This window comes from Hydrogenophaga taeniospiralis (assembly GCF_020510445.1).
Taxonomy (GTDB): domain Bacteria; phylum Pseudomonadota; class Gammaproteobacteria; order Burkholderiales; family Burkholderiaceae_C; genus Hydrogenophaga.
Genome location: NZ_JAHBAG010000001.1, coordinates 1,689,747 through 1,713,943, shown reverse-complemented (window position 1 = coordinate 1,713,943; position 24,197 = coordinate 1,689,747). Strand labels below are relative to the sequence as shown.

The 24,197-nt window shown below is 68.5% G+C and carries 22 protein-coding genes and 1 other RNA gene; 10 read left to right on the top strand and 13 right to left on the bottom strand.

The annotated features are described in order from the left end of the window. Positions 1-78: 78 nt before the first annotated feature. The 6 genes from KIH07_RS08270 to dapF all read right to left on the bottom strand — a co-directional run bounded on the left by KIH07_RS08270 (position 79) and on the right by dapF (position 5,861). Positions 79-1,146, bottom strand: coding sequence for a CobW family GTP-binding protein (locus tag KIH07_RS08270; protein WP_226491517.1), 1,068 nt, complete (start codon positions 1,144-1,146; stop codon positions 79-81). Positions 1,147-1,216: 70 nt separating this feature from the next. Further along, positions 1,217-2,401, bottom strand: coding sequence for a class I SAM-dependent rRNA methyltransferase (locus KIH07_RS08265; RefSeq protein WP_226491516.1), 1,185 nt, complete (start codon positions 2,399-2,401; stop codon positions 1,217-1,219). 233 nt (positions 2,402-2,634) lie between these two features. Further along, positions 2,635-3,072: a DsrE family protein gene (locus tag KIH07_RS08260; RefSeq protein ID WP_413465720.1), complete on the bottom strand. Its 438-nt coding sequence runs from the start codon at positions 3,070-3,072 to the stop codon at positions 2,635-2,637. Positions 3,073-3,195: 123 nt separating this feature from the next. Next, on the bottom strand, positions 3,196-4,236 hold the full coding sequence (locus KIH07_RS08255; protein ID WP_226491515.1) for a tyrosine recombinase XerC: 1,041 nt from the start codon (positions 4,234-4,236) through the stop codon (positions 3,196-3,198). 19 nt (positions 4,237-4,255) lie between these two features. Then, a complete protein-coding gene (locus tag KIH07_RS08250; RefSeq protein ID WP_226491514.1) occupies positions 4,256-4,942 on the bottom strand; it encodes a DUF484 family protein in 687 nt (228 codons plus the stop codon). A 43-nt stretch (positions 4,943-4,985) separates the two neighbouring features. Then, positions 4,986-5,861 (bottom strand): diaminopimelate epimerase, encoded by an 876-nt coding sequence (gene dapF, locus KIH07_RS08245; RefSeq protein WP_226491513.1) that lies wholly within the window; start codon positions 5,859-5,861, stop codon positions 4,986-4,988. Positions 5,862-6,065: 204 nt separating this feature from the next. On the opposite strand from dapF, the gene KIH07_RS08240 reads away from it, so the two are divergent. From KIH07_RS08240 to KIH07_RS08205, 8 genes are all read left to right on the top strand, one after another. After that, on the top strand, positions 6,066-7,076 hold the full coding sequence (locus KIH07_RS08240; RefSeq protein ID WP_226491512.1) for an ABC transporter ATP-binding protein: 1,011 nt from the start codon (positions 6,066-6,068) through the stop codon (positions 7,074-7,076). A 54-nt stretch (positions 7,077-7,130) separates the two neighbouring features. Next, on the top strand, positions 7,131-8,423 hold the full coding sequence (locus KIH07_RS08235) for an ABC transporter substrate-binding protein (RefSeq protein ID WP_226491511.1): 1,293 nt from the start codon (positions 7,131-7,133) through the stop codon (positions 8,421-8,423). A gap of 160 nt (positions 8,424-8,583) precedes the next feature. Further along, the gene (locus tag KIH07_RS08230; RefSeq protein ID WP_226491510.1) at positions 8,584-9,507 is read left to right on the top strand and encodes an ABC transporter permease; all 924 of its coding nucleotides are present in this window, start codon (positions 8,584-8,586) and stop codon (positions 9,505-9,507) included. 2 nt (positions 9,508-9,509) lie between these two features. Next, positions 9,510-10,382: an ABC transporter permease gene (locus KIH07_RS08225; protein WP_226491509.1), complete on the top strand. Its 873-nt coding sequence runs from the start codon at positions 9,510-9,512 to the stop codon at positions 10,380-10,382. A gap of 112 nt (positions 10,383-10,494) precedes the next feature. Continuing rightward, complete coding sequence (locus KIH07_RS08220; protein WP_226491508.1) at positions 10,495-11,214, top strand: GntR family transcriptional regulator; 720 nt, start codon at positions 10,495-10,497, stop codon at positions 11,212-11,214. 2 nt (positions 11,215-11,216) lie between these two features. Further along, the gene (locus tag KIH07_RS08215) at positions 11,217-11,954 is read left to right on the top strand and encodes an aspartate/glutamate racemase family protein (RefSeq protein WP_226491507.1); all 738 of its coding nucleotides are present in this window, start codon (positions 11,217-11,219) and stop codon (positions 11,952-11,954) included. 134 nt (positions 11,955-12,088) lie between these two features. Beyond that, entirely contained in the window at positions 12,089-13,789 is a 1,701-nt protein-coding gene (locus tag KIH07_RS08210; RefSeq protein WP_226491506.1) for an MBL fold metallo-hydrolase, read from the top strand. A gap of 18 nt (positions 13,790-13,807) precedes the next feature. Beyond that, positions 13,808-14,605 carry a metallophosphoesterase family protein gene (locus KIH07_RS08205; protein WP_226491505.1) on the top strand — a complete coding sequence of 266 codons (798 nt, stop codon included), beginning with the start codon at positions 13,808-13,810 and terminating at the stop codon, positions 14,603-14,605. 13 nt (positions 14,606-14,618) lie between these two features. On the opposite strand, the gene rnpB is transcribed toward KIH07_RS08205, so the two are convergent. Together rnpB and KIH07_RS08195 are read right to left on the bottom strand one after the other, a co-directional pair. Continuing rightward, positions 14,619-15,019: RNase P RNA component class A (rnpB, locus tag KIH07_RS08200), an RNA gene on the bottom strand. A 28-nt stretch (positions 15,020-15,047) separates the two neighbouring features. Continuing rightward, entirely contained in the window at positions 15,048-16,433 is a 1,386-nt protein-coding gene (locus KIH07_RS08195) for an MATE family efflux transporter (RefSeq protein WP_226491504.1), read from the bottom strand. Positions 16,434-16,547: 114 nt separating this feature from the next. On the opposite strand from KIH07_RS08195, the gene KIH07_RS08190 reads away from it, so the two are divergent. Together KIH07_RS08190 and KIH07_RS08185 are read left to right on the top strand one after the other, a co-directional pair. Next, positions 16,548-18,380 (top strand): NAD(P)/FAD-dependent oxidoreductase, encoded by a 1,833-nt coding sequence (locus KIH07_RS08190; RefSeq protein WP_226491503.1) that lies wholly within the window; start codon positions 16,548-16,550, stop codon positions 18,378-18,380. A gap of 116 nt (positions 18,381-18,496) precedes the next feature. Beyond that, entirely contained in the window at positions 18,497-19,171 is a 675-nt protein-coding gene (locus tag KIH07_RS08185; protein WP_226491502.1) for a glycine zipper 2TM domain-containing protein, read from the top strand. A gap of 72 nt (positions 19,172-19,243) precedes the next feature. On the opposite strand, the gene htpX is transcribed toward KIH07_RS08185, so the two are convergent. The 5 genes from htpX to pyrC all read right to left on the bottom strand — a co-directional run bounded on the left by htpX (position 19,244) and on the right by pyrC (position 24,195). Further along, positions 19,244-20,113 (bottom strand): protease HtpX, encoded by an 870-nt coding sequence (gene htpX / locus KIH07_RS08180; protein ID WP_226491501.1) that lies wholly within the window; start codon positions 20,111-20,113, stop codon positions 19,244-19,246. A gap of 58 nt (positions 20,114-20,171) precedes the next feature. Then, the gene (locus tag KIH07_RS08175) at positions 20,172-21,557 is read right to left on the bottom strand and encodes a glutamine synthetase family protein (protein WP_226491500.1); all 1,386 of its coding nucleotides are present in this window, start codon (positions 21,555-21,557) and stop codon (positions 20,172-20,174) included. Positions 21,558-21,629: 72 nt separating this feature from the next. Beyond that, the gene (locus tag KIH07_RS08170; protein ID WP_226491499.1) at positions 21,630-22,385 is read right to left on the bottom strand and encodes a DUF3025 domain-containing protein; all 756 of its coding nucleotides are present in this window, start codon (positions 22,383-22,385) and stop codon (positions 21,630-21,632) included. Then, positions 22,382-23,152 (bottom strand): NYN domain-containing protein, encoded by a 771-nt coding sequence (locus KIH07_RS08165; protein WP_413465719.1) that lies wholly within the window; start codon positions 23,150-23,152, stop codon positions 22,382-22,384. Before KIH07_RS08165 ends, KIH07_RS08170 begins: the two co-directional genes overlap by 4 nt. Next, complete coding sequence (pyrC, locus tag KIH07_RS08160) at positions 23,149-24,195, bottom strand: dihydroorotase (protein ID WP_226491498.1); 1,047 nt, start codon at positions 24,193-24,195, stop codon at positions 23,149-23,151. Before pyrC ends, KIH07_RS08165 begins: the two co-directional genes overlap by 4 nt. Positions 24,196-24,197 lie beyond the last annotated feature (2 nt).

The following is a 24,197-nucleotide window of genomic DNA, read 5'->3' as shown; positions in this document are numbered from 1 at the left end:
CGTTGGAGAAGCGAGACAAAGAGCACGATCAGATCCTGTTCATTCGATCGTCATGCCATCGCGTGCTGGTGGCGCTGGTCAAACCAGCGACTGGTCCAGGCCCTGGACCAGGATGTCACGCGGCAGGTCCAGGCCGATGAACACCATTTTGCTTTCGCGGGCTTCACCCGCGGCCCAGGGAGGGCCGAGGTCGCTGCCCATGAGCTGGTGCACGCCCTGGAAGATGACTTTGCGGTCGGTGCCCTGCATGTCGAGCACGCCCTTGTAACGCAACATGCGCGGGCCATAGACCTGCACGATGGCGCCCAGGAAATCTTCCAGTTTGGCCGGGTCGAACGGCCGGGTGGCGCGGTAGACGAAGCTCTTCACATCGTCGTCGTGATGGTGGTGATGACCGTGGCCTTCGTGACCGTGCTGGTGCGAGGCGTGGTTGCAGTGCTCGCCGTGCTCATGATCGTGGTGGTCGTGATCATGGTCGTGCTCGTCTTCGACCTTGAGGAAATCCGGGTCGATGTCGAGCTTGGCGTTGAGGTTGAAGCCGCGCAGGTCGAACACCTCGCTGAGCGCCACTTCGCCGAAATGCACCGGGCGCATGGGCGCGCGCGGGTTCATGTGTTTCAGGCGATGGATCAGCGCGTCGAGCTCTTCCTGGCTCACCAGGTCGGCCTTGCTGATGAAGATCTGGTCGGCAAAGCCCACCTGGCGGCGCGCCTCCTGGCGGTCGTTGAGCTGGTCGGCCGCGTGTTTGGCGTCCACCAGGGTCAGGATGGAGTCGAGCAAATACTGCTCGGCGACCTCGTCGTCCATGAAGAAGGTCTGAGCCACCGGGCCGGGGTCGGCCAGGCCGGTGGTTTCGATCACCACGCGTTCGAAGTCGAGTTCACCCTTGCGCTTTTTCTCGGCCAGGTCGTGCAGCGTGGCGCGCAGGTCGTCGCGGATGGTGCAGCAGATGCAGCCGTTGCTCATCTGGATGATGTTTTCCTGCGTGTCGGCCACCAGGATCTCGTTGTCAATGTTCTCCTCGCCGAACTCGTTCTCGATCACCGCGATCTTCTGCCCATGCGCCTCGGTCAGCACGCGCTTGAGCAGCGTGGTCTTGCCCGAACCGAGGAAGCCGGTGAGGATGGTGGCAGGGATCAGGGACATGGCGGGAAAAACTCCGGCAACGGGGTGGCGGGGGACGAAACAGCGGGGGAGTGTATGCGACCCACGGGTTCTACGCCTTTTTCATCACCACCAGGCCTTTGAGGTATTCGCCTTCGGGGAAGTTGATGGTCATCGGGTGGTCGCAGGCGCCGCCCAGGCGCTGCAGGATGGCGCCGTCCACACCCGCGTCCAGTCCGGCCGAGGCCACGATCTTGTGGAACAGTTCCACCCCGATGCCGCCCGAGCAGGAGAAGGTGAACAGCACGCCGCCGGGTGTGAGCAGCTTGAAGGCCTGGCGGTTGAGGTCTTTGTAGGCGCGGGCCGCGCGCTCGGCGTGGGCCGCCGTGGGTGCGAATTTGGGCGGGTCGAGCACGATGGCGTCGAACGTGCGCCCCTCAACCACAAACTGGCGCAGCGAGGCGTTCACGTCGGCGTCCATGAAGCTGGCCTGGTCCAGATTCAGCCTGTTGAGCAACAAGTTGGCTCGCGCCTGCTCCAGCGCCGGGCCGGACGAGTCGATGCTGGTCACGTGCCCTGCCCCGCCCGCCAGCGCGGCCACGCTGAAGCCGCCGGTGTAGCTGAAGCAGTTGAGCACCTGGGCAAAACCCAGGCGCTTCGTGTATTGGTACAGGGCCAGGCGGCTGTCGCGCTGGTCCAGGTAATAACCGGTCTTGTGGCCGTGCGCGATGTCCAGCCCCAGGCGCCAGCCGTGCTCCAGCAGTTCCAGAGAGGTGTCGCCACTGCCACGCAGCCAGCCAGTGGCATCGGGCAGGCCTTCGAGCTTGCGGCTGCTGGTGTCGGAACGCTCGTACAGGCGCGGGCAGCCGGTGAGTTCGATCAGCGCATCGGCGATCACCGCCTTCCAGCGCTCCACGCCACAGGCGGTGAACTGGGCCACCAGCGTGTCGCCGTAGCGGTCCACGATCAGGCCCGGCAGGCCGTCGGACTCGCCGTGCACCAGGCGGATGCCGTTGCTTTCGATGCCCAGGCGCTCGCGCAGGGCGATGGCGCGCGCCAGCGTGTCGCGGAAAAAGGCGGCGTCGATGCGCTGGGCCTCGTCAAAACTCCAGGCGCGCACGCGGATGCGCGAGGCCGGAGAGAACGCACCCCAGGCCAGGAACTGGCCTTCGTCGCTTTCGACACGCACGGTTTCGCCCGCGTCCCCGCCGCCCTTGGCGACGGCGCCGTCAAACACCCAGGGGTGGCGGCGCAGCAGCGAACGCTCTTTGCCGGCTCTCAGTCGAATGGTTTTCATGGGGGGGGATTGTCACCCCCCGCGCCGCCTGCGGCGTCACCCCCCAGGGGGCGGCACCGGCCGTCCGGCGAAGCCGGCCCGGCGGTGCCCTTGGGGGCTCCCCCTCGGTGCGGGGAGGTGGCCCCTTCCGGCGCGAAGTGCACAAACCCAGGATGCGGTGGAACCGGCTCCGCCGGGCCGCTCGCGTTGCCCCTTTCAGGGGGTCGCGCGCAGCGCGGCGGGGGTGGGCCAAGTCAAGGGCGTAGGTAAACAAAACCCTCGCGCGCCTGCAGCCGGGCCACCTCGGCCACGCCCGAGGGCACGATCTTGGCTTCCATTGCCACCCTCGCCGGGTCGATCTTGCGCGAGACCAGGGTGTTGTTGCAGACGCGGAATTCCACGCCCCTGGCCGCCAGTTCACCGATGGCGCCCGCGAAGGGCTGCTCCATCTGGTTGGTGGCGCCATCGAGCAGGAAGTCGATGCCCAGGCCATGGGTCACCACCACGATCTTGGCCTTGGGGTCGGCCGCCAGGTGGTTGCGGATGTTGTTGATGGCGCGCGAAGCCTGGGGGATGCCTTCGCTCATGTGATAGACGACCTTGATCGCGTCGTCGGCCGCCTGCGCCGACAGCGAGGTGGCCATGAGCCCGGCGAGCAGCAGCGACTTGAGGGCCATGAGGAACTTGAGCATGGAGGGTCTCCTGGGATTAAGTAGTGATTGCTTATGGAACGATTGTCGGGGCTGGGCCGGCAAATCCTACAGGGATAACCCGGCCCCATCGCCCAGGCATCCTGGCCCGGCGTCCCGGGCCGGTCAGCGCCCGGGCTTGCGCGCCGGCACCGCCGCGGGCGGGCGTGCCGGGCCATTGCCACCCGCATCCCCGGCACGCGCCTGCGCCCGCGGGTGGGCCGCGTCGTACACCTGCGCCAGGTGCTGGAAATCGAGCCGGGTGTAGACCTGCGTGGTGCTGATGCTGGCGTGACCCAGCAGCTCCTGCACCGCGCGCAGATCGCCGCTGGACTGCAGCACGTGGCTGGCGAACGAGTGGCGCAGCATGTGCGGGTGCACCGGCGTGGCCAGGCCGGCCAGCAGCGAGCGGCGCCTGAGCCGCACGCGGATGTGCTGCGGCGTGAGGCGCTGGCCACCGGCCCCCACGAACAGGGCGGCGGAAGCGTCGATCTTGTGGCCCACCCAGGCGGTGCGCAGCTCCAGCCACCGGGCCAAGGCCGCCAGCGCCGCGCGGCCCACCGGCACGCTGCGCCGCTTGGACCCTTTGCCCAGCACATGGGCTTCGCCGGCCTGCGCGTCGATCCAGCCGCGCGCACTGGCGCTGGCGACCACGTCCAGCCCCACCAGCTCGCCGATGCGCAGACCGCAGCCGTAGAGCAGCTCGGTGATGCAGGCGTCGCGCGCCTCCAGCGCCGGGTCGTCGGCCGCTTCCACGTGCGAAGCGAGCTGCACCGATTCGTCCACGCCCAGCGCCTTGGGCAGCGGCTTGCCCGCCTTGGGCGCGCGCACGTCCTGCACCGGGTTGTGTTCCACCAGGCCCTGACGGCCCAGCCACACGTAGAAACCGCGCCAGCCCGACAGGATCAGGGCGATGCCACGCGCGCTGCGTCCGCCGCTGTGCATCTGCGCAACCCAGCGGCGGATGTGGGCGTTCTGCACGCGGCGCAGGGCAACGCCCGCGGCAGCGGCCTGATGGGCCAGTTTTTCAAGATCCCCGGTGTAGAGCACCACGGTGCGCTCCGCGAGCCGCTTTTCGACCCGCACGTGTGCCAGATAGGCCTGCACCAGGGCCGCATCGTCGGCCTGCCCCAGGGCCACATCCGTGCGCGACAGCGGGCCGGTCATTCGGTGCTCGGGTCTGGGTTCAGACCTCGGGGCGCAGCCGCGAGAGCGCGGCGCTGGTGAGCTCGCCGATGCGCTCCAGGAAACTGGTGCCCATGTCGGCCGCGAAACGCTGCGCGTCGTTCGAGGCCAGCACCAGCAGGCCAAAGGCCTGGGGCACGGCAACGCTGCGCAGGGGAATCAGCGCCAGCGAGGCCACGGCCTTGGGGTCGTCCAGCCACTGCGCGGCCTCCAGCCCGGGGTTGCCCCCGCAGTAGGGCAGCGTGAGCGACGCGGCAAACGCCATCACGTCCTCGCTGGCGCCCTGCGCGTACGGCTCTGCGGCGAACTCGGGCGACACCCCCCAGACCTTGACGGCCACCTGCGGCACCTGGAACTGCGCGGCGATCTCGCGCACCACGACCCAGGGCAGCTCACGCGGGTCGCGCGTGAGCAGCAACTCGCTGGTCCAGCGCTGCAGCTTGTCGGCAATGGCCGAGTTTTCACTGCCGTGGCGGATCATCTCGACCGCCTTCTGCTCCAGGCCCTTGATCTTGTCGCGCAGCAGCTCGGCCTGGCGCTCCTGCAGGCTCACCGCGCGGCTGCCATGCGGGCTGGTCAGTTGCACCGTGCCCAGCAGGCCGGCGTGGCGCACGAAGAAGTCGGGGGTGTTGGCCAGGTAGTTGGCGATGTCGTCTTCGGTGATCGGGGGGATGGTGTTGGGGGTCATGGTCGGGCGGTAAAGGGTTCAGCCGAGCGCGAACGGCGCGCGATCAAGCGAGGTCGGGCACATTGATCTCGCCCTCGAACACGGTGGTGGCCGGGCCGGTCATGAAAACCGGGGCGTCGTGGGCCGGTGTGTCGGCCCATTCGATGGTGAGCACGCCGCCGTGCGTCTGCACGTCGACCTTCGCATCCAGCAGACCCAGGCGAATGCCGGCCACCACGGCGGCGCAGGCACCGGTGCCGCAGGCCAGCGTCTCGCCGGCGCCGCGCTCGTACACCCGCAGGCGCACCTGGCCGCGGTTGACGATCTGCAAAAAGCCGGCGTTGACGCGGGCGGGAAATCGGGCGTGGAGCTCGATCAGCGGCCCTTGGGCCAACACGGGCGCGCTGTCCACGTTGTCCACCAGTTGCACCGCGTGCGGGTTGCCCATGGACAGCACCGACACCAGCGCCTCGCCGCCACCCGGCAAGGCCAGCGGCCAGCGCTCGAAGTTGCCCATGGCCTGGGCCTGCAGGTCGCTCGCATCAAACGGCACGCGCTCCAGCGCGAACACGGGCGCGCCCATGTCCACGGTGACCCGGCCGTCGGGGTTCAGCGCCAGGCTGATCTCGCCGTGCTTCACTTTCACGCGCACCGGGTTGGCGTCGGTCATGCCTTTGTCGCGCACATAGCTCACGAAGCAGCGCGCGCCGTTGCCGCAGTGTTCGACCTCGCCGCCATCGGCGTTGTGGATCACGTATTCAAAGTCCAGCCCCGGTCCGGGCGAGGGCCGCACGCTGAGGATCTGGTCGGCGCCGACGCCGAAGTGGCGGTCGGCCAGCCAGCGGTACTGCGCATGGCTGAGCCCCAGGAGGCCGCGCGTCTCGTCGAGCACGACGAAATCGTTGCCCGCGCCCTGCATTTTGGTGAAGCGGATGTGCATGGGCGGAATTATCCGCCCATCACGCCGCCCGGCGGTGCGTGGGTCGCACGCCGGGGCGCGCCTCACAGCGGTGCGCATGCACCGGCGCGGTCCATGAGTCGCCTCGCGCCACCGTTTTGCGCACAACAAGAGTGCCATTTTGTACACAATCCTGTGCGCATTGCGTACAAAACGCCTGGCACGCCTTGTGCATCAACGGCTGGCATGGACGCCTCCACCCCCACGCCCAACGCCATCGAACTCATCGCCCTGACCAAACGCTACGCCCAGGGCAGCGTGGCGGTGGACGCGATCGACCTGCGCATCGCCGCCAACAGCTACTGCTGCCTGCTCGGGCCCTCGGGCTGCGGCAAGAGCACCACGCTGCGCATGATCGCCGGGCACGAAAGCACCACCAGCGGCGACATCCTGCTGGAGAACCGCAACATCACCGGCCTGCCCGCGGCCGCGCGCGGCACGGCCATGATGTTCCAGAGCTTCGCGCTGTTCCCGCACCTCTCGGCGCTGGACAACGTGGCCTTCAGCCTCAAGATGAAAGGCGTGGACAAGGCCACCCGCCAGCGCCAGGCGCAGGACCTGCTGGAACGTGTGGCCATGGGCCACCTGGCGCAGCGCAAACCGGGCGAACTCTCGGGCGGCCAGCAGCAGCGCGTGGCGCTGGCGCGCGCGCTCATCACCCAGCCGCGCGTGTTGCTGCTCGACGAGCCGCTGTCCGCGCTCGACCCCTTCCTGCGCATCCAGATGCGCGCCGAGCTGCGCCACTGGCAAAAGGAACTGGGCCTGACCTTCATCCACGTCACCCACTCACAGGAAGAGGCCATGGCCCTGGCCGACACCATGGTGGTGATGAACCACGGCCGCATCGAACAGGTCGGCTCGCCGCACGAGGTCTACAACCGCCCGGCCAGCGAGTTCGTGGCGCGCTTCATGGGCGGCCACAACGTGCTGAACACCACCGTGGGCAAGGTTGCCGTGCGCAACGACCACATCCGCCTCGCACCGGCCGAGGGCGCGGGCTGGCCCGCCACCGTGAGCGATGTCGAGTATCAGGGCAGCTACGTGCTGCTGGGCCTGCAACTGGATCAGGCCGAGGCCAGCGACAAGGTGTCGGTGATGTTGTCCGAGGCCGCTTTCGTGCAGGCCCCCTACCACCCGGGCGACCGCGTCGGCCTGACCTGGGCACCCGAACAGGCCCACAGCTTCGGCAGCGCCTGATCCTTCTTTTCCGCTTCCCTTCCCCGTTCCAACCCCAGCCACAGGAGCTTCACCATGTCCGATCCGATCGACCCCATTTCCGCCACGCCCGCCACGGGCCTCTCGCGCCGCAGCCTGCTGCAGGGCACCGCCGGCATGGCCGGCATCCTGGCCAGCGGCCTGGCCCCGGCCGTGCACGCCCAGGACAAGATCACCCTGCGGTACCTGGGCACCGCGGTGAACCAGGACAAGACGATTGCCGAGAAGTTCGAGAAGGACACCGGCATCAAGATCCAGTACGTGGCCGTGACCACCGACGACGTGACCAAACGCGCCGTGACCGCACCCAACAGCTTCGACCTGATCGACACCGAGTACTTCTCGCTCAAGAAGATCGTGCCCACCGGCAACTTGAAGGGCATCGACGTCAAGAAGATCAAGAACGCCGACAAGATCACCCCGCTGTTCACCACCGGCACCGTGGCCGGCAAGGCCGTGGGCGACCAGGGCACGGCGCCCAAGAAGGTGATCTACCTCGAAGGCGAAAAGAGCAAGGTCTTCGCCAAGAGCCCGACCCAGTTCATGAGCCTGATTCCCACGGTCTACAACGCCGACACGCTGGGCATCCGCCCCGACCTGATCAAGCGCCCCATCAGCTCCTGGGCAGAGCTGCTGAACCCAGAGTTCAAGGGCAAGGCCGCCATCCTGAACATCCCCAGCATCGGCATCATGGACGCGGCGATGGTGGTGGAGGCCATGGGCATCCACAAGTACCCGGACAAGGGCAACATGACCAAGGCCGAGATCGACCTGACGATCAAGACCCTGATCGAAGCCAAGAAGGCCGGTCAGTTCCGCGCGCTGTGGAAAGACTTCAACGAGTCGGTGAACCTGATGGCCTCGGGCGAGGTGGTGATCCAGTCCATGTGGAGCCCGGCCGTGACCGCCGTGCGCACCAAGGGCATCGCCTGCAACTTCCAGCCACTCAAGGAAGGCTATCGCGCCTGGGCCGCCGGTTTCGGCCTGCCCGCCACGCTGAGCGGCCGCAAGCTCGACGGCGCCTACGAGTTCATCAACTGGTTCCTCGACGGCTGGGCCGGCGCCTACCTCAACCGCCAGGGCTACTACAGCGCCGTGCTGGAGACTGCCAAGGCCAAGATGGAAGCCTACGAGTGGGCCTACTGGATGGAAGGCAAACCCGCCGCGCAGGACATCAAGAGCCCGAATGGCGACGTGCTGGCCAAGGCCGGCGCGGTGCGCGACGGCGGCAGCTACGAAGCGCGCATGGGCGGCATCGCCTGCTGGAACGCGGTGATGGATGAGAACGAGTACATGGTGAGGAAGTGGAACGAGTTCGTCGCTGCGTGACGAACTCTGCCCCCCGCGCCGCCTGCGGCGTCACCCCCCGGAGGGGGGCGCCACTGGTGGCCCGGCAAAGCCGGTTCCGCGGTGGCCTGGAGGGGGCTTCGCTGCGCTCGCCGCGAAGTCTCGCTCCACGCTCGCTTTCTTCCCTTGATTGGTTCTCTCCATGAGCAGCACATCCACTTCGATCGCGGCGCCTGTCGCCGACAGCCCGAACCGCACGCTGCACGCCTGGTGGCAGGCGGCGCCGTTCACGCTGGTGTTTGTGCTGTTCTTCCTGATTCCGCTGGGGCTGATCGTGATGGTCAGTTTCTGGGATTTCAACGAGTACGAGCTGTTGCCGGCATTCACGCTGCGCAACTACTTCGCTATTTTTGAAGGCTGCTCGACACTCACCGAACACGGCGATTTCTGCGTCTCGCTATCCACGTATCTGTCCACGCTGAAGTTCAGCCTGCTGGTCTGGGGCATCACGCTGGTGCTGGGTTTTGCGGTGGCGTATTTCCTGGCGTTTCATGTGCGCTCTTCCGGCATGCAGACGGCGCTGTTCATTCTGTGCACCGTGCCGTTCTGGACCTCGAACGTGATCCGCATGATCTCGTGGGTGCCGCTGCTCGGGCGCAACGGCCTGGTGAACCAGGGCCTGCAGGGCATGGGGTTGATCGAGACCCCCATCGAGTGGCTGCTGTTCTCCGACTTCTCGGTGGTGCTGGCCTTCGTGCACCTCTACACCATGTTCATGATCGTGCCCATCTTCAACAGCATGATGCGCATCGACCGCAGCCTGCTCGAGGCCGCCAGCGACGCCGGTGCCAGCGCCTGGCAGACGCTGTGGAACGTGGTCGTGCCGCTGTGCAAGACCGGCATCATCATCGGCTCGATCTTCGTCATCACCATCGTCATGGGCGACTTCGTGACCATCGGCGTCATGGGCGGACAACAGATTGCCTCGGTCGGCAAGATCATCCAGGTACAGACCAGCTACCTGCAATTCCCGCTGGCCGCCGCCAACGCCGTGATCCTGCTCGCGGTGGTGCTGATGATCATCTGGTGCCTGACCCGCCTGGTTGATATCAGGAAGGAACTCTGACCATGTCCCACACCACCGAATCCCGCGCCCCCGGCTTCTGGCCACTGGCTTTGGTCTTCGCGCTCTTCGTGCTGTTCATGTACGGCCCGATGTTCGTCATCTTCGTGCTCTCGTTCCAAGGGCCGGAGGGCGGCCTGACCTTCCCGCTGCGGGGTCTGTCGCTGCACTGGTTCCGCCAGCTCGCCGAGGGCCTGGGCACGGTGGACATCGGCGCGGCCTTCCTGCGCTCGCTCATGCTGGGTGGCGTGGTGATGCTGCTGACCGTGCTGTTCTCGGTGCTGGCGGGGCTGGCGTTCCGCAAGAAGCTCAGCGGTGGCAACGCGCTGTTCTATGTGACGGTGGCCAGCCTGATCATGCCGTCCATCATCGTGTCGCTGGGCATCGGCCTGCAGTTCCGCCTGCTCGACGGTGGCCTCAAGTGGCTGCTCGAAGCGGTGGGCGCGACCGGCACGCTGGAGGCATACGGCACCGCACTCGGCCTGTTCACCTCGGCGCTCGGTGCCCACCTCACCTGGACCCTGCCGTTTGGCCTGCTGATCATGTTCGCGGTGTTCAACCGCTTCAACCCGGCCTATGAAGAAGCGGCGCGCGACCTGGGCGCCACGCCCTGGCAGACCTTCCGCCACGTGGTACTGCCCCTGATCGGCCCCTCGGTGGTCGGCATCGGCATGTTCGGCTTCACGCTCAGCTGGGACGAGATTGCCCGCACCTCACAGGCCATCGGCGACGTCAACACCCTGCCGCTGGAGCTGCAGGGCCTCACCTCCACCGTCACCACGCCAGCCATCTACGCGCTGGGCACCGTGACCACCGTGGTGTCGTTCGTGGTGATCGGCGTCACCGTGGGTGTGGCCATGCTCCTGAAAAAGCGATGACCCCCCTGCGCCGCTTCGCATCTTCCCCCCTCAGGAGGGGGGACCACACCCGTGGCCGGGCAAAGCCCGTTCCACGGTGTGTGCTGGACCGTGGCGCCGGAGAATGCCCCCTATGACGAAGCCGAAGGCTCCACCCGCCACGACCATGACGCCGCTGTCCGATCAGGATATCTACGAGCGCATGGTCTCGGCCATCCTCGACCACCGGCTGCCGCCCGGCACCAAGCTGGTGGAGGACCGGCTGGCCGAGGCCTTCGGCGTTTCCCGCACGCGCATCCGCCCGGTGCTGGTGCGCCTCGCCAACGAACAGGTGGTGACGCTCACGCCCAACCGCGGCGCGTCCATCGCCCAGCCCAGCGAACAGGAGGCGCGCGAGGTGTTCGAGGTGCGGCGCATGATCGAGCCCACGCTGGTGGAGCGCTTCATTGCCTCGGCCACCACGGCCGACATCCAGACCCTCACCCGCTGCATCCGCGACGAAGAGGCGGCGCGCGCCGCGGGCGACATGCGGCGCGCGATCCGGCTCTCGGGCGACTTCCACCTGCACATCGCCGACCACGCCGGACACGACACGCTCGGCCGCATCCTGCGCGAGCTGGTCTCGCGCACCTCGCTGATCCTCATGACCTACAGCGCGCCGCACAACCAGGCGCGCGAAGACGCCACCGCCTGCGGCTGCCAGGAGCACCGCGCCCTGCTTTCGGCGATCAAGCTGCGCGATGCACGCGAGGCCTCGCGCTTGATGCGCGAGCACCTGGAGCGGCTGGAGTCGCAACTGAGCTTTCAGCCCACACGCGACGGCGCGCCGGACCTGATGCAACTGTTCGGTTGAACATGAAACAGCTGCTGGTCATCAACCCCAACACCTCGGAGCGCGTGAGCGCGCTGCTGCAGACCCATGTACAGGCCGCCGCCGGTCTGCACGTGCAGGTCCGCACCGTGACCGCGCGCTTCGGCGCGCCTTACATCGCCGACGAAGCCAGCTACGCCGTGGCCGCCCACGCCGCGCTCGACGCCTGGGCTTCTGCGCTGGCGAGCGCAGAAGCCCCACCCGACGCGGTGTTGATCGGCTGCTTCGGCGACCCGGGCCTGATGGCCTTGCGCGAGTCCAGCCCCGCGCCGGTCACCGGTCTGGCCGAGGCCGCCTTCATCGAAGCCGCGCGCCACGGCCGTTACGCCATCGTCACCGGCGGCGAGCGCTGGGGACCGATGCTGCAGCGCCTCGCGCAGGCGCTCGGTCAGGCGCAGCAGCTCGCGGGCATCCACACCGTGGTACCCACGGGCGCGCAGCTTGCCGCCGACCCGGCCGGCGCCCACCGCCTGCTGGCCCAGGCCTGCCGCGATGCGGCGCACCAGCTCGGCGTGCAGGCCGTCATCCTCGGCGGCGCGGGCCTGGCCGGCATGGCTGCGGCCATCCAGAGCGATGTGCCTGTGCCGGTGATCGACAGCGTCACCGCCGGCACCCACTGGGCGCTGCGCACGCCGCCGCTGCCCCCCGCTCGCCACACCCCAGGTTTCGACATCGCCTGGCAGGGCCTGTCGCCCGAGATGGCGGCGCTCGGGACCGCCTGACAGCGCTTTGCGCGCCATCCGTGTCGAAGTGCTCGCACCACGCGAGGCTTCGACAGGTGAACGGATTCTGACGCTGGCGAAAGTGCATCCACCGGGGCGACAGCGCCCATGGGCAGGGCGCAGCACAATGCGGCATGGTCCGCTCATCCCAACGCCTGCACCCCGTCCGCACGCCCGCCGCCGTGCGCCCCGCCGCCACCGTGCTGCTGCTGCGCGACAGCGCCGAGCCCGCCAACCCGGGCATCGAAGTGCTGATGACACGCCGCTCCATGACGGCGAGTTTCGCGCCCGGCGCCTACGTGTTTCCGGGCGGCGGCATCGACGCCGCCGATGCGCAATCGCATGGCCAGTCCACCCGCCGCGCGACACAAAGCGACCTGCACCTGACGCAGGCCATCGCCGCCATCCGCGAGAGCTTCGAGGAGCTCGGCATCCTGCTCGCGCGCCGCGCCGACGGCTCGCACCTGGGCACGGCGCAGATCGCGGCGCTGGATCGCCAGGCGCCGTTCGCCGCCCAATGCGCGACGCAGGGCCTCACGCTGTCCGGCGCCGAGGTCTTCGTGCTCGCCCACTGGATCACCGACCGCGACCTGCCACGCCGCTTCGACGTGCCCTTCCTCGTCGCGCGCATGCCCGAGGGTCAGGAGCCGGTGGCCGATGAGACCGAGCAGTTCGAACCGGTCTGGGTGCGCCCGGCCGACGCCCTGGCGCGCCACGCGGCGGGCGACTTCTTCATCATCTTCCCGACCGCCCGCACGTTGGAGCGGTTGCAGGCCTTTGCCTCGGTCGATGAGCTGTTGAACGCTTGTGCGGTCAGCGATGAGCCGCTGTTCACCAGTTGCCCGCGTGCCGGCCTGCTGAACGGCCACGAATCGCGCCATATGGAACACGAGGCCCCGTTTGGCGAACTGGCGCTCGTCAGCCCCCACGGGCAGATCGTGCACGAGCTGGCCTGGCAGACACAGCGCCCGGTGCCGCTGCTGAAAAACGTGCAACGGCTCACCGCGCCCAACCCCGGCTTCATGACCGGCCCGGGCACCAACAGCTACCTGGTGGGCGACCCGATGAGCGGCCACATCGCCATCGACCCCGGACCGGACATTCCAGAACACATCGAACGCCTGTGGCGCGCCGCGGGTGGCGACATCCGCGCCATCGTCTGCACCCACTCCCACCCCGACCATTCGCCCGGCGCCGCGCGGCTGCAGGCCCTGTGTGCCGAGAAGCCGCCCATCCTCGGTCTGCCCAGCGCGCCCACCTCGCGCGAGAACAGCCGCTTCACGCCCGAACGCGCGCTGGCCGACGGCGAACGCCTCGTCTTGCAGGGCCAGGACGGCGCCACCCACACGCTGCAGGTGGTGCACACCCCCGGCCACGCGGCCAACCACCTCTGCCTGCTGCTCGAAGAAGACGGCCTGCTGTTCAGCGGCGACCACATCCTCAACGGCAGCACCACCGTGATCGACCCGCCCGACGGCCACATGGGCGACTACCTCGATTCGCTGGACAAGCTGGACCGGCTGTGCGCGCAACACGGGGTCGAATTCATCCTGCCCGCGCACGGCTACGTGCTGGGCGACCTGAGGCGAACCGCGGACAGTCCGAGCGCACCGGAACACGGCGGCGCCCGCGCGGCGATCGCCCACCTGAAAGCCCACCGCCTGGCGCGCGAAGCCAAGGTGGTGCGCGCCATGCAACACCAACCCGAAGGCACCATGGACGACTGGGTGAAGCTGGCCTACGACGACGTGCCCGAACGCCTGTGGCCGGTGGCCAAGCGCTCGCTGCTGGCCCACGTGGAGCGCCTCCAGAGCCTGGGTGGTTTCAATCTCTGAACACAAACAGGAGGACGTATGCGCCTGGCACTGGTATCCGACATCCACGGCAATCTGGCCGCCCTGGAGGCCGTCATGCAAGACATCGAACGCCGCCAGGTGCATCAGGTCGTCAACCTGGGCGACACCCTCAGCGGCCCTTTGCTGCCCATGGAGACCGCCCAGCGCCTGAGCACGCTGCCCTGGCTGCATGTCGCGGGCAACCACGAGCGGCAGGTCCTGCACCTGCCCTTGCCGCGCCAGAACCCGTCGGACGCCTACACCAGCGGCCAACTGGCCGAGACTGACAAGGCCTGGCTGGCCAGCCACGCGGACCCCTGCGACCCCCGACTGCATCAAGCGACGATGTGGCCCGACCGGCTGGGCAGCGATGTGGCCCTGTGCCACGGCAGCCCGCGCAGCGACATCGAGTACCTGCTGGAAACGCCGGTGGGGGAAGAGGCCCGCTTGGCCACGCCGGCCGAAATAGAGGAACGGCTCGATGGGCGCATTCCGCCGCACATCGGTCTGCTCGCCTGCGGGCACACCCATGTGCCCCGGTCCGTGGAGCTCGCCGGCTTGTTGATCGTCAACCCCGGCAGCGTGGGCCTGCCCGCCTACGACGACGACCACCCGTACCCGCTGTCGCGTTACCACCGCATCGAAACCGGCAGCCCGCACGCACGGTATGCGGTGGTCGAGAAACACAACGGGCGCTGGATCTGCGACCTGATCAGCGTGCCGTACGACCACGAGTCCATGGCCTTGTTGGCCGATCAACGGGACCGCCCCGACTGGGCATACGCCCTGCGCACGGGCCACATGCCACGCGGTTGATCGAAGAAAAATAGTGTGAAGCGCGCCGTTACGCCGGATTCTGTGCACCGGGGTTTCCCCCGGTGTGACCGCCATTCATCTGGGCCGATGGTCGCCCAATCGGCTCGGTGCTACCTACCCGCCAGCTCCGCGGAACCACGTCAACGCTGGCCTATTTGGTATTGCTGCGCGTAGAGATTGCCCGTTTCACCCACCTTGGTTGCTCGTAGCTTCGGCTTTCGCCTACGCTGCGGCACCCCAGGTGACTCGTCTCTGTTGCTCTGATCCTCACCTTAGGGTCATCCGGGCGAACCCTTCTGGCTTGTCGGTGGAGAGGTGTTACCTCCTACGCTGTCCTGTGCAGTCCGGACGTTCCTCCAGCACTCCCTTTCGGGTTCCCTTGCGGGCTGTGCCAGCGACGGCCTGGCGCGCTTCACCGGCGGATTATCCCGCACTCAGCCACTCAGACCAGGCGGCGGATCTTGCGGTGGCGCCAGACGCCCCGGTAGTACGCCGTCTGCAGGCCCAGCATGGCCACATAGGCCACCGGGAACGCGATCCAGATGCCTTCCAGCCCCAGGCGGGCGTTCAGCGCGTAGGCCACCGGCAGCTGCACGCCCAGGATGCAGAACACCGAAATGGCCATGGGCACCAGGACGTCTCCGCTGGCGCGCATGACGCCACCGATCACGGCCTGGAAGCCGAACACCAGGATGCTCCAGAGCATCAGGTGCAGCAGGTGCTCGGCCTGCTCCAGCACCGGCGCCTGCGTGAGGAACAGGCCCAACACCGTGTGCGAGAGGGCGTAGCCCAGCAGCACCAGGCCGCCGATGAGCACGGCGTTGAGCCACAGGCCCGTGCCCAGGATCGCACCCAGCCGCTCGACCCGGCCCGCGCCGATGGTCTGCGCCGCCAGGATCGAGGCCGTGATCGCGATCGAGAGCGCGGGAAACTGCACGTAGTTGACGATCTGCGTGACCGCGCCATAGGCCGCGGTGGCCTGCGAACCGTGGCCGTTGACCAGCGCCAGGATCACCAGCTCCGACAGCGAGATCACCACCATCTGCAGACCCGTGGGCAGGCCAATGCGCAGCACCTTGCCCAGGATGGCGCGGTCCAGCCGCAGGACCTTGAGCAGCTCGCGGTCGGGCGCCAGCACATGGCCCAGGCGGCGCAGGCGCAGCGCCAGAAACACCAGTGCGGCGGCGGTGGAGACGAAGCCGGCCACCGCCGCGCTCTGGATGCCCAGCCGGGGCAGGCCCAGCCAGCCCTGGATGAGCGCCGGCGTCAACACCAGCCCCACGGTGGTGGACAGCAGCAGCGCCAGCAGGGGCGAGACGGTATCGCTCACACCGCGCAGCAGCTGGGTGAGCAGGATGAACACCAGCAGCAGCGGCATGAAGAGCATCATCATCCGCGCGTAGGCCACGGCGTCGGCCAGCACGTCGGCCGGGGTGCCCAGCGCCAGCATGGCTTCGCGGGCGAAGGCGGTGCCCAGCACCGCGGCCACGAGCCCGATGAGCGCGCCCAGCGTGATGGCGGTGCCCGCGATGGCTTTCGCCTTGTGCGGTTCGCGCGCGCCCCAGGCCTGGCCGATCAGCACCGAGGCGCCCGCGCCCAGCCCGATCACCAGCGAGATGAAGAAGAACACGATGGGAAACATGCCCGAGACCGCCGCCAGCGCGTGGGTGCCGAGCATCTGCCCGATGAAGATGCCGTTGAGCGTGCCCGAGAGGCCCTGCAAGATGTTGGACAGCACCATGGGCGCCAGGAACACCAGGTAGACGCGCCACAGCGCGGGGACCCGTGGTGGCACGGCGGACAGCGAAGAGGATTGAGAAGGCGGCATGGTTTTATTTTACCCGGATGAAATCATTTTACCCGGATATATTGTCCAGCGCAAGCGCGCCGGTGGAACGGCGACAATAACGCCCCCGCTGCTTGATAAACACAAGCCACCGCCATGATCCGCATTGCCGAACTCAAACTGCCCCTGGCCGAGGTGCCGGCCGAACACCGCCGCGCCGCCGACGCGCCCACCGAAACCGACGCCGACCGCGAGCCGCCGCCCCACCCGACCGAAGCCCTGACGCGGCTGGCCGCGCAGGCCCTGGGTGTGGACACCGCCGCCATCGCCCACCTGCAGATCTTCAAGCGCAGCTTCGACGCCCGCAAGGCCGACCTGCTCGCCGTCTACATCGTGGACCTGACGCTGGCGGACCCGGCGCAGGAAGCGGCCCTGCTCGCGCAACACGCCGCCAACCCGCACATCCAGCCCACGCCCGACATGGCCTGGCAGCCGCCCGGCCACGCGCCCGCCGGCTGGCCCGCGGACGAGTCCGACCGGCCGGTGGTGGTGGGCCTGGGGCCTTGCGGCCTGTTCACGGCGCTGGCGCTGGCGCAGATGGGCCTGAGGCCGATCGTGCTGGAGCGTGGCAAACCGGTGCGCGAGCGCACCAAGGACACCTGGGGCCTGTGGCGCAAGCGCCAGCTCAACCCCGAGAGCAACGTGCAGTACGGCGAGGGCGGCGCCGGCCTGTTCTCCGACGGCAAGCTCTACAGCCAGATCAAGGACCCGCGTTTCCTCGGCCGCAAGGTGATGCAGGAGTTCGTGGAGGCCGGCGCGCCGCCCGAGATCCTCTACCAGGCCCACCCGCACATCGGCACCTTCAAGCTGGTGAAGGTGGTCGAGGCCATGCGCGACAAGATCGTCGCGCTCGGGGGCGAGATCCGTTTCCAGCACCAGGTCTGCGGCCTCACGCTGGCGCCCGACGGCGACGGCCAGCGCATCGCGGCGCTGCGGGTGCGCCGGCTCGACAGCGGTGACACGCTGGAGATGCCGGTGCGGCGCGTGGTGCTGGCCCTGGGCCACAGCTCGCGCGACACCTTCGCGCTGCTGTTGGACGCGGGCGTGTTCCTCGAAGCCAAGCCGTTCTCGGTCGGCTTTCGCATCGAGCACCCGCAAAGCGTGATCGACCGCGCGCGCTGGGGCCGCCACGCCGGCCACCCGCTGCTGGGCGCGGCCGACTACAAGCTGGTGCACCACGCGAAGAACGGCCGCGCGGTCTACAGCTTCTGCATGTGCCCGGGCGGCACCGTGGTGGCCGCCACCAGCGAACCGGGCCGTGTGGTCACCAACGGCATGAGCCAGTATTCGCGCAACGAGCGCAACGCCAACGCGGGCCTGGTGGTGGGCATCGAGCCGGCCGACTTCCCGCAACAGTTTCCGCAAGACACCCCGCTGTGGACCGCCGCCTTCGGCGATGCCGACGGCGCGCGCTACGCCCAGCAGGCCCAGGCGCTGGCGGCGCAGGGCCAGACGCATCCGCTGGCCGGCATCGTGCTGCAGCGCCAGCTCGAAGCCCGGGCCTACGAGCTGGGTGGCGCCACCTACGAGGCGCCCGGCCAGCTGGTGGGCGACTTCGTGACGCAGCGGCCGTCCACGGCGCTGGGCGGCGTGGTGCCCTCGTACAAGCCGGGTGTGAAACTGGGCAACCTCGTCCCCGCCCTGCCCGCCTACGCCATCGAGGCCATGCGCGAAGCCATTCCCGTGTTCGGCCGCAAGATCAAGGGCTACGACATGGCCGACGCCGTGCTCACCGGTGTGGAGACGCGCACCAGTTCGCCGCTGCGCATCACACGCGGCCCCGACCTCCAGAGCCTGAACACGCGCGGCCTGTACCCCGCGGGCGAAGGCGCGGGCTACGCCGGTGGCATCCTCTCGGCCGGGGTGGACGGCCTCAAGGTGGCCGAGGCACTGGCACACGACCTGCTCGGCCTGCAACCAGCCGCCTGAGACCAGGGCCGGGGCAGACACCGGCCGTTACAACTGGCCGGGCAGCTTTACACAGGCCCCAAGTGGGCTTGACACAGGCTGCGCACCATGGAGGCACCTCAACACAGGAGCTCTCCATGACTCTGAACAAGCCCGTCCTGATTCCCGTCCTTGCCGGCCTGATCGGCGTGAGCGCCAGCGGCCTGGCACAAGCCCGGATGGAAAAGGCCCGTGTGCTCAGCAGCACACCCGTGGTCGAGCGCATTGCCGTGCCGCGCGAAGTCTGCCGCGACGAGACCGTCGTGGTGCCCGGGCGCAAGACGGGCGCTGGCGCGGTGATCGGCGGCATCGCTGGCGGCGCCATGGGCAACGCGATCGGTGACGGCAACGGCCGCGCCCTGGCCACCGTGATCGGCCTGGTGGGCGGTGCCGTGGTGGGCAACCGCATCGAAGGCCATGGACAACCCAGCACGCAGGTGGTGCGCCAGTGCCAGACCCAGACCCACTACCAGAGCCGCACCGTGGGCTACGACGTGGTCTACCGATACGCCGGCGTCACATACAAGGTGCAGATGCCGGAAGAGCCGGGTCGCTTCGTGCGGGTGAACGTGACGCCGGCCATGGCCAGCCCGTATCCGCGCCACGACGGATACGGCCGCTATCAGCAGCGGCAAGACCTGCAGCCCGTAATGACGCGTGTGGTGAGCGGCTCCCGCGCCTACCAGGCCGAACCGGTCGAGGCGCAGATCGCCTATGAAGAAGACTACCCCCGCCGCTCGGCGGACGACCACTGGGACCGTGAGTGGCGCTGAGCGCCCGGGCATCGGGCCACAAAAAGGGCGACCCTCGGGTCGCCCTTTTTGCATGCTTTCAACGGTTCGGTTTCAGAGTTTTTGCAGCGCGTCGATGCGCTCTTCCATCGGCGGGTGGGTCGAGAACAGTTTGCCCAGGCCACCGGTGATGCCCATGGCCTGCATGGTCTTGGGCAGCTCACCGGGGGTGAGGCCACCCAGGCGGGCCAGGGCGTTGATCATGGGCTGCTTGCGGCCCATCAGGTTGGCGGCACCGGCGTCGGCGCGGAACTCGCGCTGGCGGCTGAACCAGGCCACGATGATGGCGGCCAGGAAACCCAGCACGATGTCCATCACGATGGTGGTGACCATGTAGCCGATGCCGGGGCCGGAGTGGCTGTCGCTGCCGCGGCGCAGGAAGGCGTCCACCGCATAGCCGATCACACGGCTCAGGAACACCACGAAGGTGTTCATCACACCCTGGATCAGCGTCATGGTGACCATGTCGCCGTTGGCCACGTGGGCCACCTCGTGGCCGATCACGGCCTCGACTTCCTCCTTGGTCATGTTCTGCAGCAGGCCGGTGGACACGGCCACCAGGGCCGAGTTCTTGAAGGCGCCGGTGGCGAAGGCGTTGGGCGCGCCCTCGTAGATGGCCACCTCGGGCATGCCGATGCCGGCCTTGCTGGCAAAGTTCTGCACCGTCTGCACGATCCAGGCCTCGTCGGCGGTCTGGGGCTGGTTGATGACCCGCGCGCCGGTGCTGAACTTGGCCATGGGCTTGCTGATGAGCAGCGAAATGATGGCGCCGCCAAAACCGATCACCAGCGAGAACCCGGCCAGCGCCGTCATGTTCAGCCCGTTGGCCGTGAGGAAACGGTCCACGCCCAGGATGCGGGTGGTGATCAACAGCACCGCCATGACGGCAAAGTTGGTCAGGACGAACAGCAGGATGCGTTTCATGAAGTCTCCGAAGGTAGGAAAAACGGCCAGATCATGGTGAGGGTGAACGGGGTGTATTTCAAGCCTGTGGCAGCAGGTAACGCCGTTCCCAGGCACTCACTTCGTTCAGGTAGTGGTCGTGCTCCAGCGCTTTCACCGCCAGATAGCCCCGGACGAAGCGCTCGCCCAGCAGGCGCGGCGCGTGCTCACTGTGCGCCATTTGGTCGTGGGCGGTGGAAAAAGTTCGCGGCAGGCCGCGCGCGAGGTCGTAGCCGTTGCCCTGCACCGGCTCGCTGGGCGGCAGGCGCTCGTCGATCCCCGCCAGCCCGGCGGCCAGCGTGGCGGCCATCGCCAGGTAGGGGTTGGCGTCGGCACCGGCCAGGCGGTTTTCCACCCGGCGGGCCGCGGGCGGGCTGTCGGGCACCCGCAGGCCGGTGGTGCGGTTGTCGTGGCCCCAGGCCACGTTGATCGGCGCCTGGCTGCCCGCCACGTAGCGGCGGTAGGCATTGACCGACGGCGCGTAGATCAGCGCCAGGTCGGGCGTGTAGGCCTGCAGGCCGCCGAGGTAGTGGAAAAAGGCCTCGCTGGCCGAACCGTCGGCCTGGCTGAAGATGTTGCGGCCCTGTGCGTCCACCACGCTCTGGTGCAGGTGCATGGAGCTGCCGGCCTGGCCGCTGATGGGCTTGGCCATGAAGACGGCGTTCAGACCGTGCTGCAGCGCGATCTCGCGCGCCGCCGTCTTGAACAGAAAGGCCTGGTCGGCCACGGCCACCGGGTCGCCGTGCAGCAGGTTGATCTCGTACTGGCTCTGGCCCACCTCGTGCAGCCAGGTGTCGGCGCGGATGCCCAGGCCGTCGATGGCGGCGTGCAAGGCGTCCCAGAACGGCGCCAGCTCGTTGAGCTGGTTCAAGCTGAAGGCCGACTGCCCCACTTCGGGCCGGCCGCCCCGGCCCACCGGGTAGGTCAGGGGCTGGGCCGGGTCGGTCATCGCGGCGGTCAGGTAGAACTCGATCTCGGGTGCGATCACCGGCCTGAGGCCACGCGCCTGGTACCGCGCCACCACCTGCTGGAGCACCGAGCGCGGCGCGAACTCGCACAGGCTGCCGTCGAGCTCATAACAGTCGTGCACCGCCAGATAACGCGGCACGCTGGCCCAGGGCGCGGGCTTGAGCGTGGCCAGATCGGGGACCAGGCGCACGTCCGGGTCGCTGTCCGGGAAGATCGGGTCGTAGCTGTATTCGCCCGTCACGCACTGCATGGGAATGGCCTGGCAGATGCGCAGCTCGCCACCCGCCGCGAAGCTGGCCGCGGGCATGAGCTTGCCGCGCGGGTAGCCCGTGACGTCGGCGAACAGGCACTCCACGTCGCGCACACCGGCGGCCTTGAAATGCGCGGCGAGCTGGGCGCGATCGGCGTCCTGCGCCAGGTTCAGATGGGACCACGAGGGCGAAGCGGGCAAGGTCATGGGGTTGCTGCAAGGGATGGTGTTGCGAGACCGTCGCCGGACGGTGAAGGGGTGTCAGCGAAGGGGGTCAGGTCAGGCGCTCACGCGCGCGGGCCGGAACACGGCGGCATCGGTGTAGAACGCGGGGTCTTCGTTCGCGGGCCACCAGCCGGGCACGCCCAGCACCGGCAGCGGCGTGAAGGGCTTGGTGCCCAGTTCGGCGGCGCTCAGGCGGCCCTCCAGCCAGGCGTCCCAGCCGGCCGTGTCGCCGCCCAGCCCGGTGGGCACGGGCGCACGGTAGACGTGGGCGGTGATGGACTTGTAGGGCGCCACCAGTTTCTCCAGCAGGGCGTGGCCGAACAGGTCCAGCCGCGCCTGCGCCCAGAGCGGCCGCAGGTCGACGAACAGGCGCTGCCAGTCGCGCGCCAGCAGCGCGTCCCAGAGCGCATCGGGTGCCTGCAGCAGCGCGGCGTTTTCGTCGAACAGGGTGAGAGCGTCGCGCACCGGCCCGCGCACCGGGCCTACGCCAGCGGCCTGAATTTCGGCCGCCTGCAGGCGGTTGAGCAGGCGCTTGGTGCGCGGGAAACGCATCCAGCACAGGCCGTTGAAGAAGTCGTGCAGGCCGTCGCGCGTGGGCACGCAGCCGGTGTCGTGGATGAACTGCTCGTAGGCCATGCCGGGGGGCAGATCGGCCTGGGGCACGAAACGCACCGGAGCCGTACCGGCCACGTTGAGCGCCGCGCGGCCACAGTGCCCGGTGACCACCTGCTGCGCCAGGGGTTCGCCCAGCGCCCGGCACGGCGCCAGCCAGGGCGCCCGCCAGTCGATGTGGGCCAGCCCGGGGTTCATCCGGCGCGGGCCGCCTTGCCTTGCCGCTTGTCGCGCACCGCGACCTGGGAGGTGCCTTCGTGGGCCAGCTCGAACAGCTGCGAAGCCGCCAGCAGTTTGGTCAACGTGGAGTAGCCGTAGTTGCGGGAGTCGAACGAGGCCTGGTTGCCGATCTGCTGCCCCACCGCGCCCACGCGCGCCCAGCCGGTTTCGTCGGCCGCCGCCTGCACCGCGTTGCGCAGCAGCCCGACCAGCCGGGCGTCCTGCTTGAGCTGGGCCGTGGGCACCCGCAGCGGCGCCACCGGCACCGCCTCGTCCGTCTCGGCGGCCACGTCGGTGCCGAGTTTGTCGAGGTAGAGGAAACGCGAGCAGGCGTTCACGAAGGGCTCGGGCGTCTTTTGCGCACCGAACCCGTACACCGCGGCGCCTTTGGCACGCAAGTGCATCACCAGCGGGGTGAAGTCGGCGTCCGAGGACACGATGCCAAAGGCGTCGGGGCGGTCGGTGTAGAGCAGTTCCAGCGCGTCGATCACCATCGCCATGTCGCTGGCGTTCTTGCCCTTGGAGTAGTCGAACTGCTGCATGGGCCGGATCGCGTGTTCGTGCAGCTTCTCTTCCCAGCCTTTGAGTTCGCTCTTCTTCCAGTTGCCGTAGGCGCGCCGCACATTGGTCACGCCGAAGGTGGAGAGCTCGGTCAGGATCACGTCGATCTTGGCCGCGGGCGAGTTGTCGGCATCGATCAGCAAGGCGATGTGCGGTTCGGCGCGCAGCGCCTCGCGCGCGCTCACACCAGCCTCCAGGGCAGGGCCTCGCCCGAGCGCAGCGGCTTGAGCTCGGCTTCGCCGAAGGCGAAGCTCTCGGGCGGCGTCCAGTTCTCGCGCTTCAGGGTGATGGTGCCTGTGTTGCGCGGCAGGCCGTAGAACGCCGGGCCGTGGAAGCTGGCGAAGGCTTCGAGCTGGTGGAGCGCACCGGCGTTGTCGAAGGCTTCGGCGTACATCTCGATGGCGGCGTGCGCGGTGTAACAGCCGGCGCAGCCGGTGGCGTGTTCTTTCAGGTGGGCCGGGTGGGGGGCGCTGTCGGTGCCCAGGAAGAAGCGGTCGCTGCCGCTGGTGGCCGCGGCCAGCAGGGCCAGGCGGTGGGTTTCGCGCTTCAGGACCGGCAGGCAGTAGTAGTGCGGGCGGATGCCGCCGGTGAAGATGGCGTTGCGGTTGAACAGCAGGTGGTGCGCGGTGAGCGTGGCGGCGGTGAAGCGGCCGGCTTCGGCCACGTACTGCGCGGCTTCCTTCGTGGTGATGTGTTCCATCACGATCTTGAGTTCGGGGAAGTCGCGGCGCAGCGGGATCAGTTGCTGGTCGATGAACACGGCTTCGCGGTCGAACAGATCGATCTCGGGGCTGGTGACTTCGCCGTGCACCAGCAGCGGCATGCCGGCGCGCTGCATGGCTTCCAGCGTGGGGTAGGTCTTGCGGATGTCGGTCACGCCGGCGTCGCTGTTGGTGGTGGCGCCGGCCGGGTAGAGCTTGACGGCGACCACGCCGGCGTCTTTGGCGCGGGCGATTTCGTCGGGCGGCAGCTTGTCGGTGAGGTACAGCGTCATCAGTGGCTCGAAGGCCATGCCCTCGGGCACAGCGGCGCGGATGCGCTCGGCATAGGCCAGGGCCTGCGCCGCGGTGGTCACCGGCGGCTTGAGGTTGGGCATGATGATCGCGCGGCCGAACTGGGCCGCCGTGTGCGGCACCACGGTGCGCAGCGCCTCACCGTCGCGCACGTGCAGGTGCCAGTCGTCCGGGCGGGTGAGGGTCAGGGTGGCGGTGGGGGCTGTGGCGTTCATGC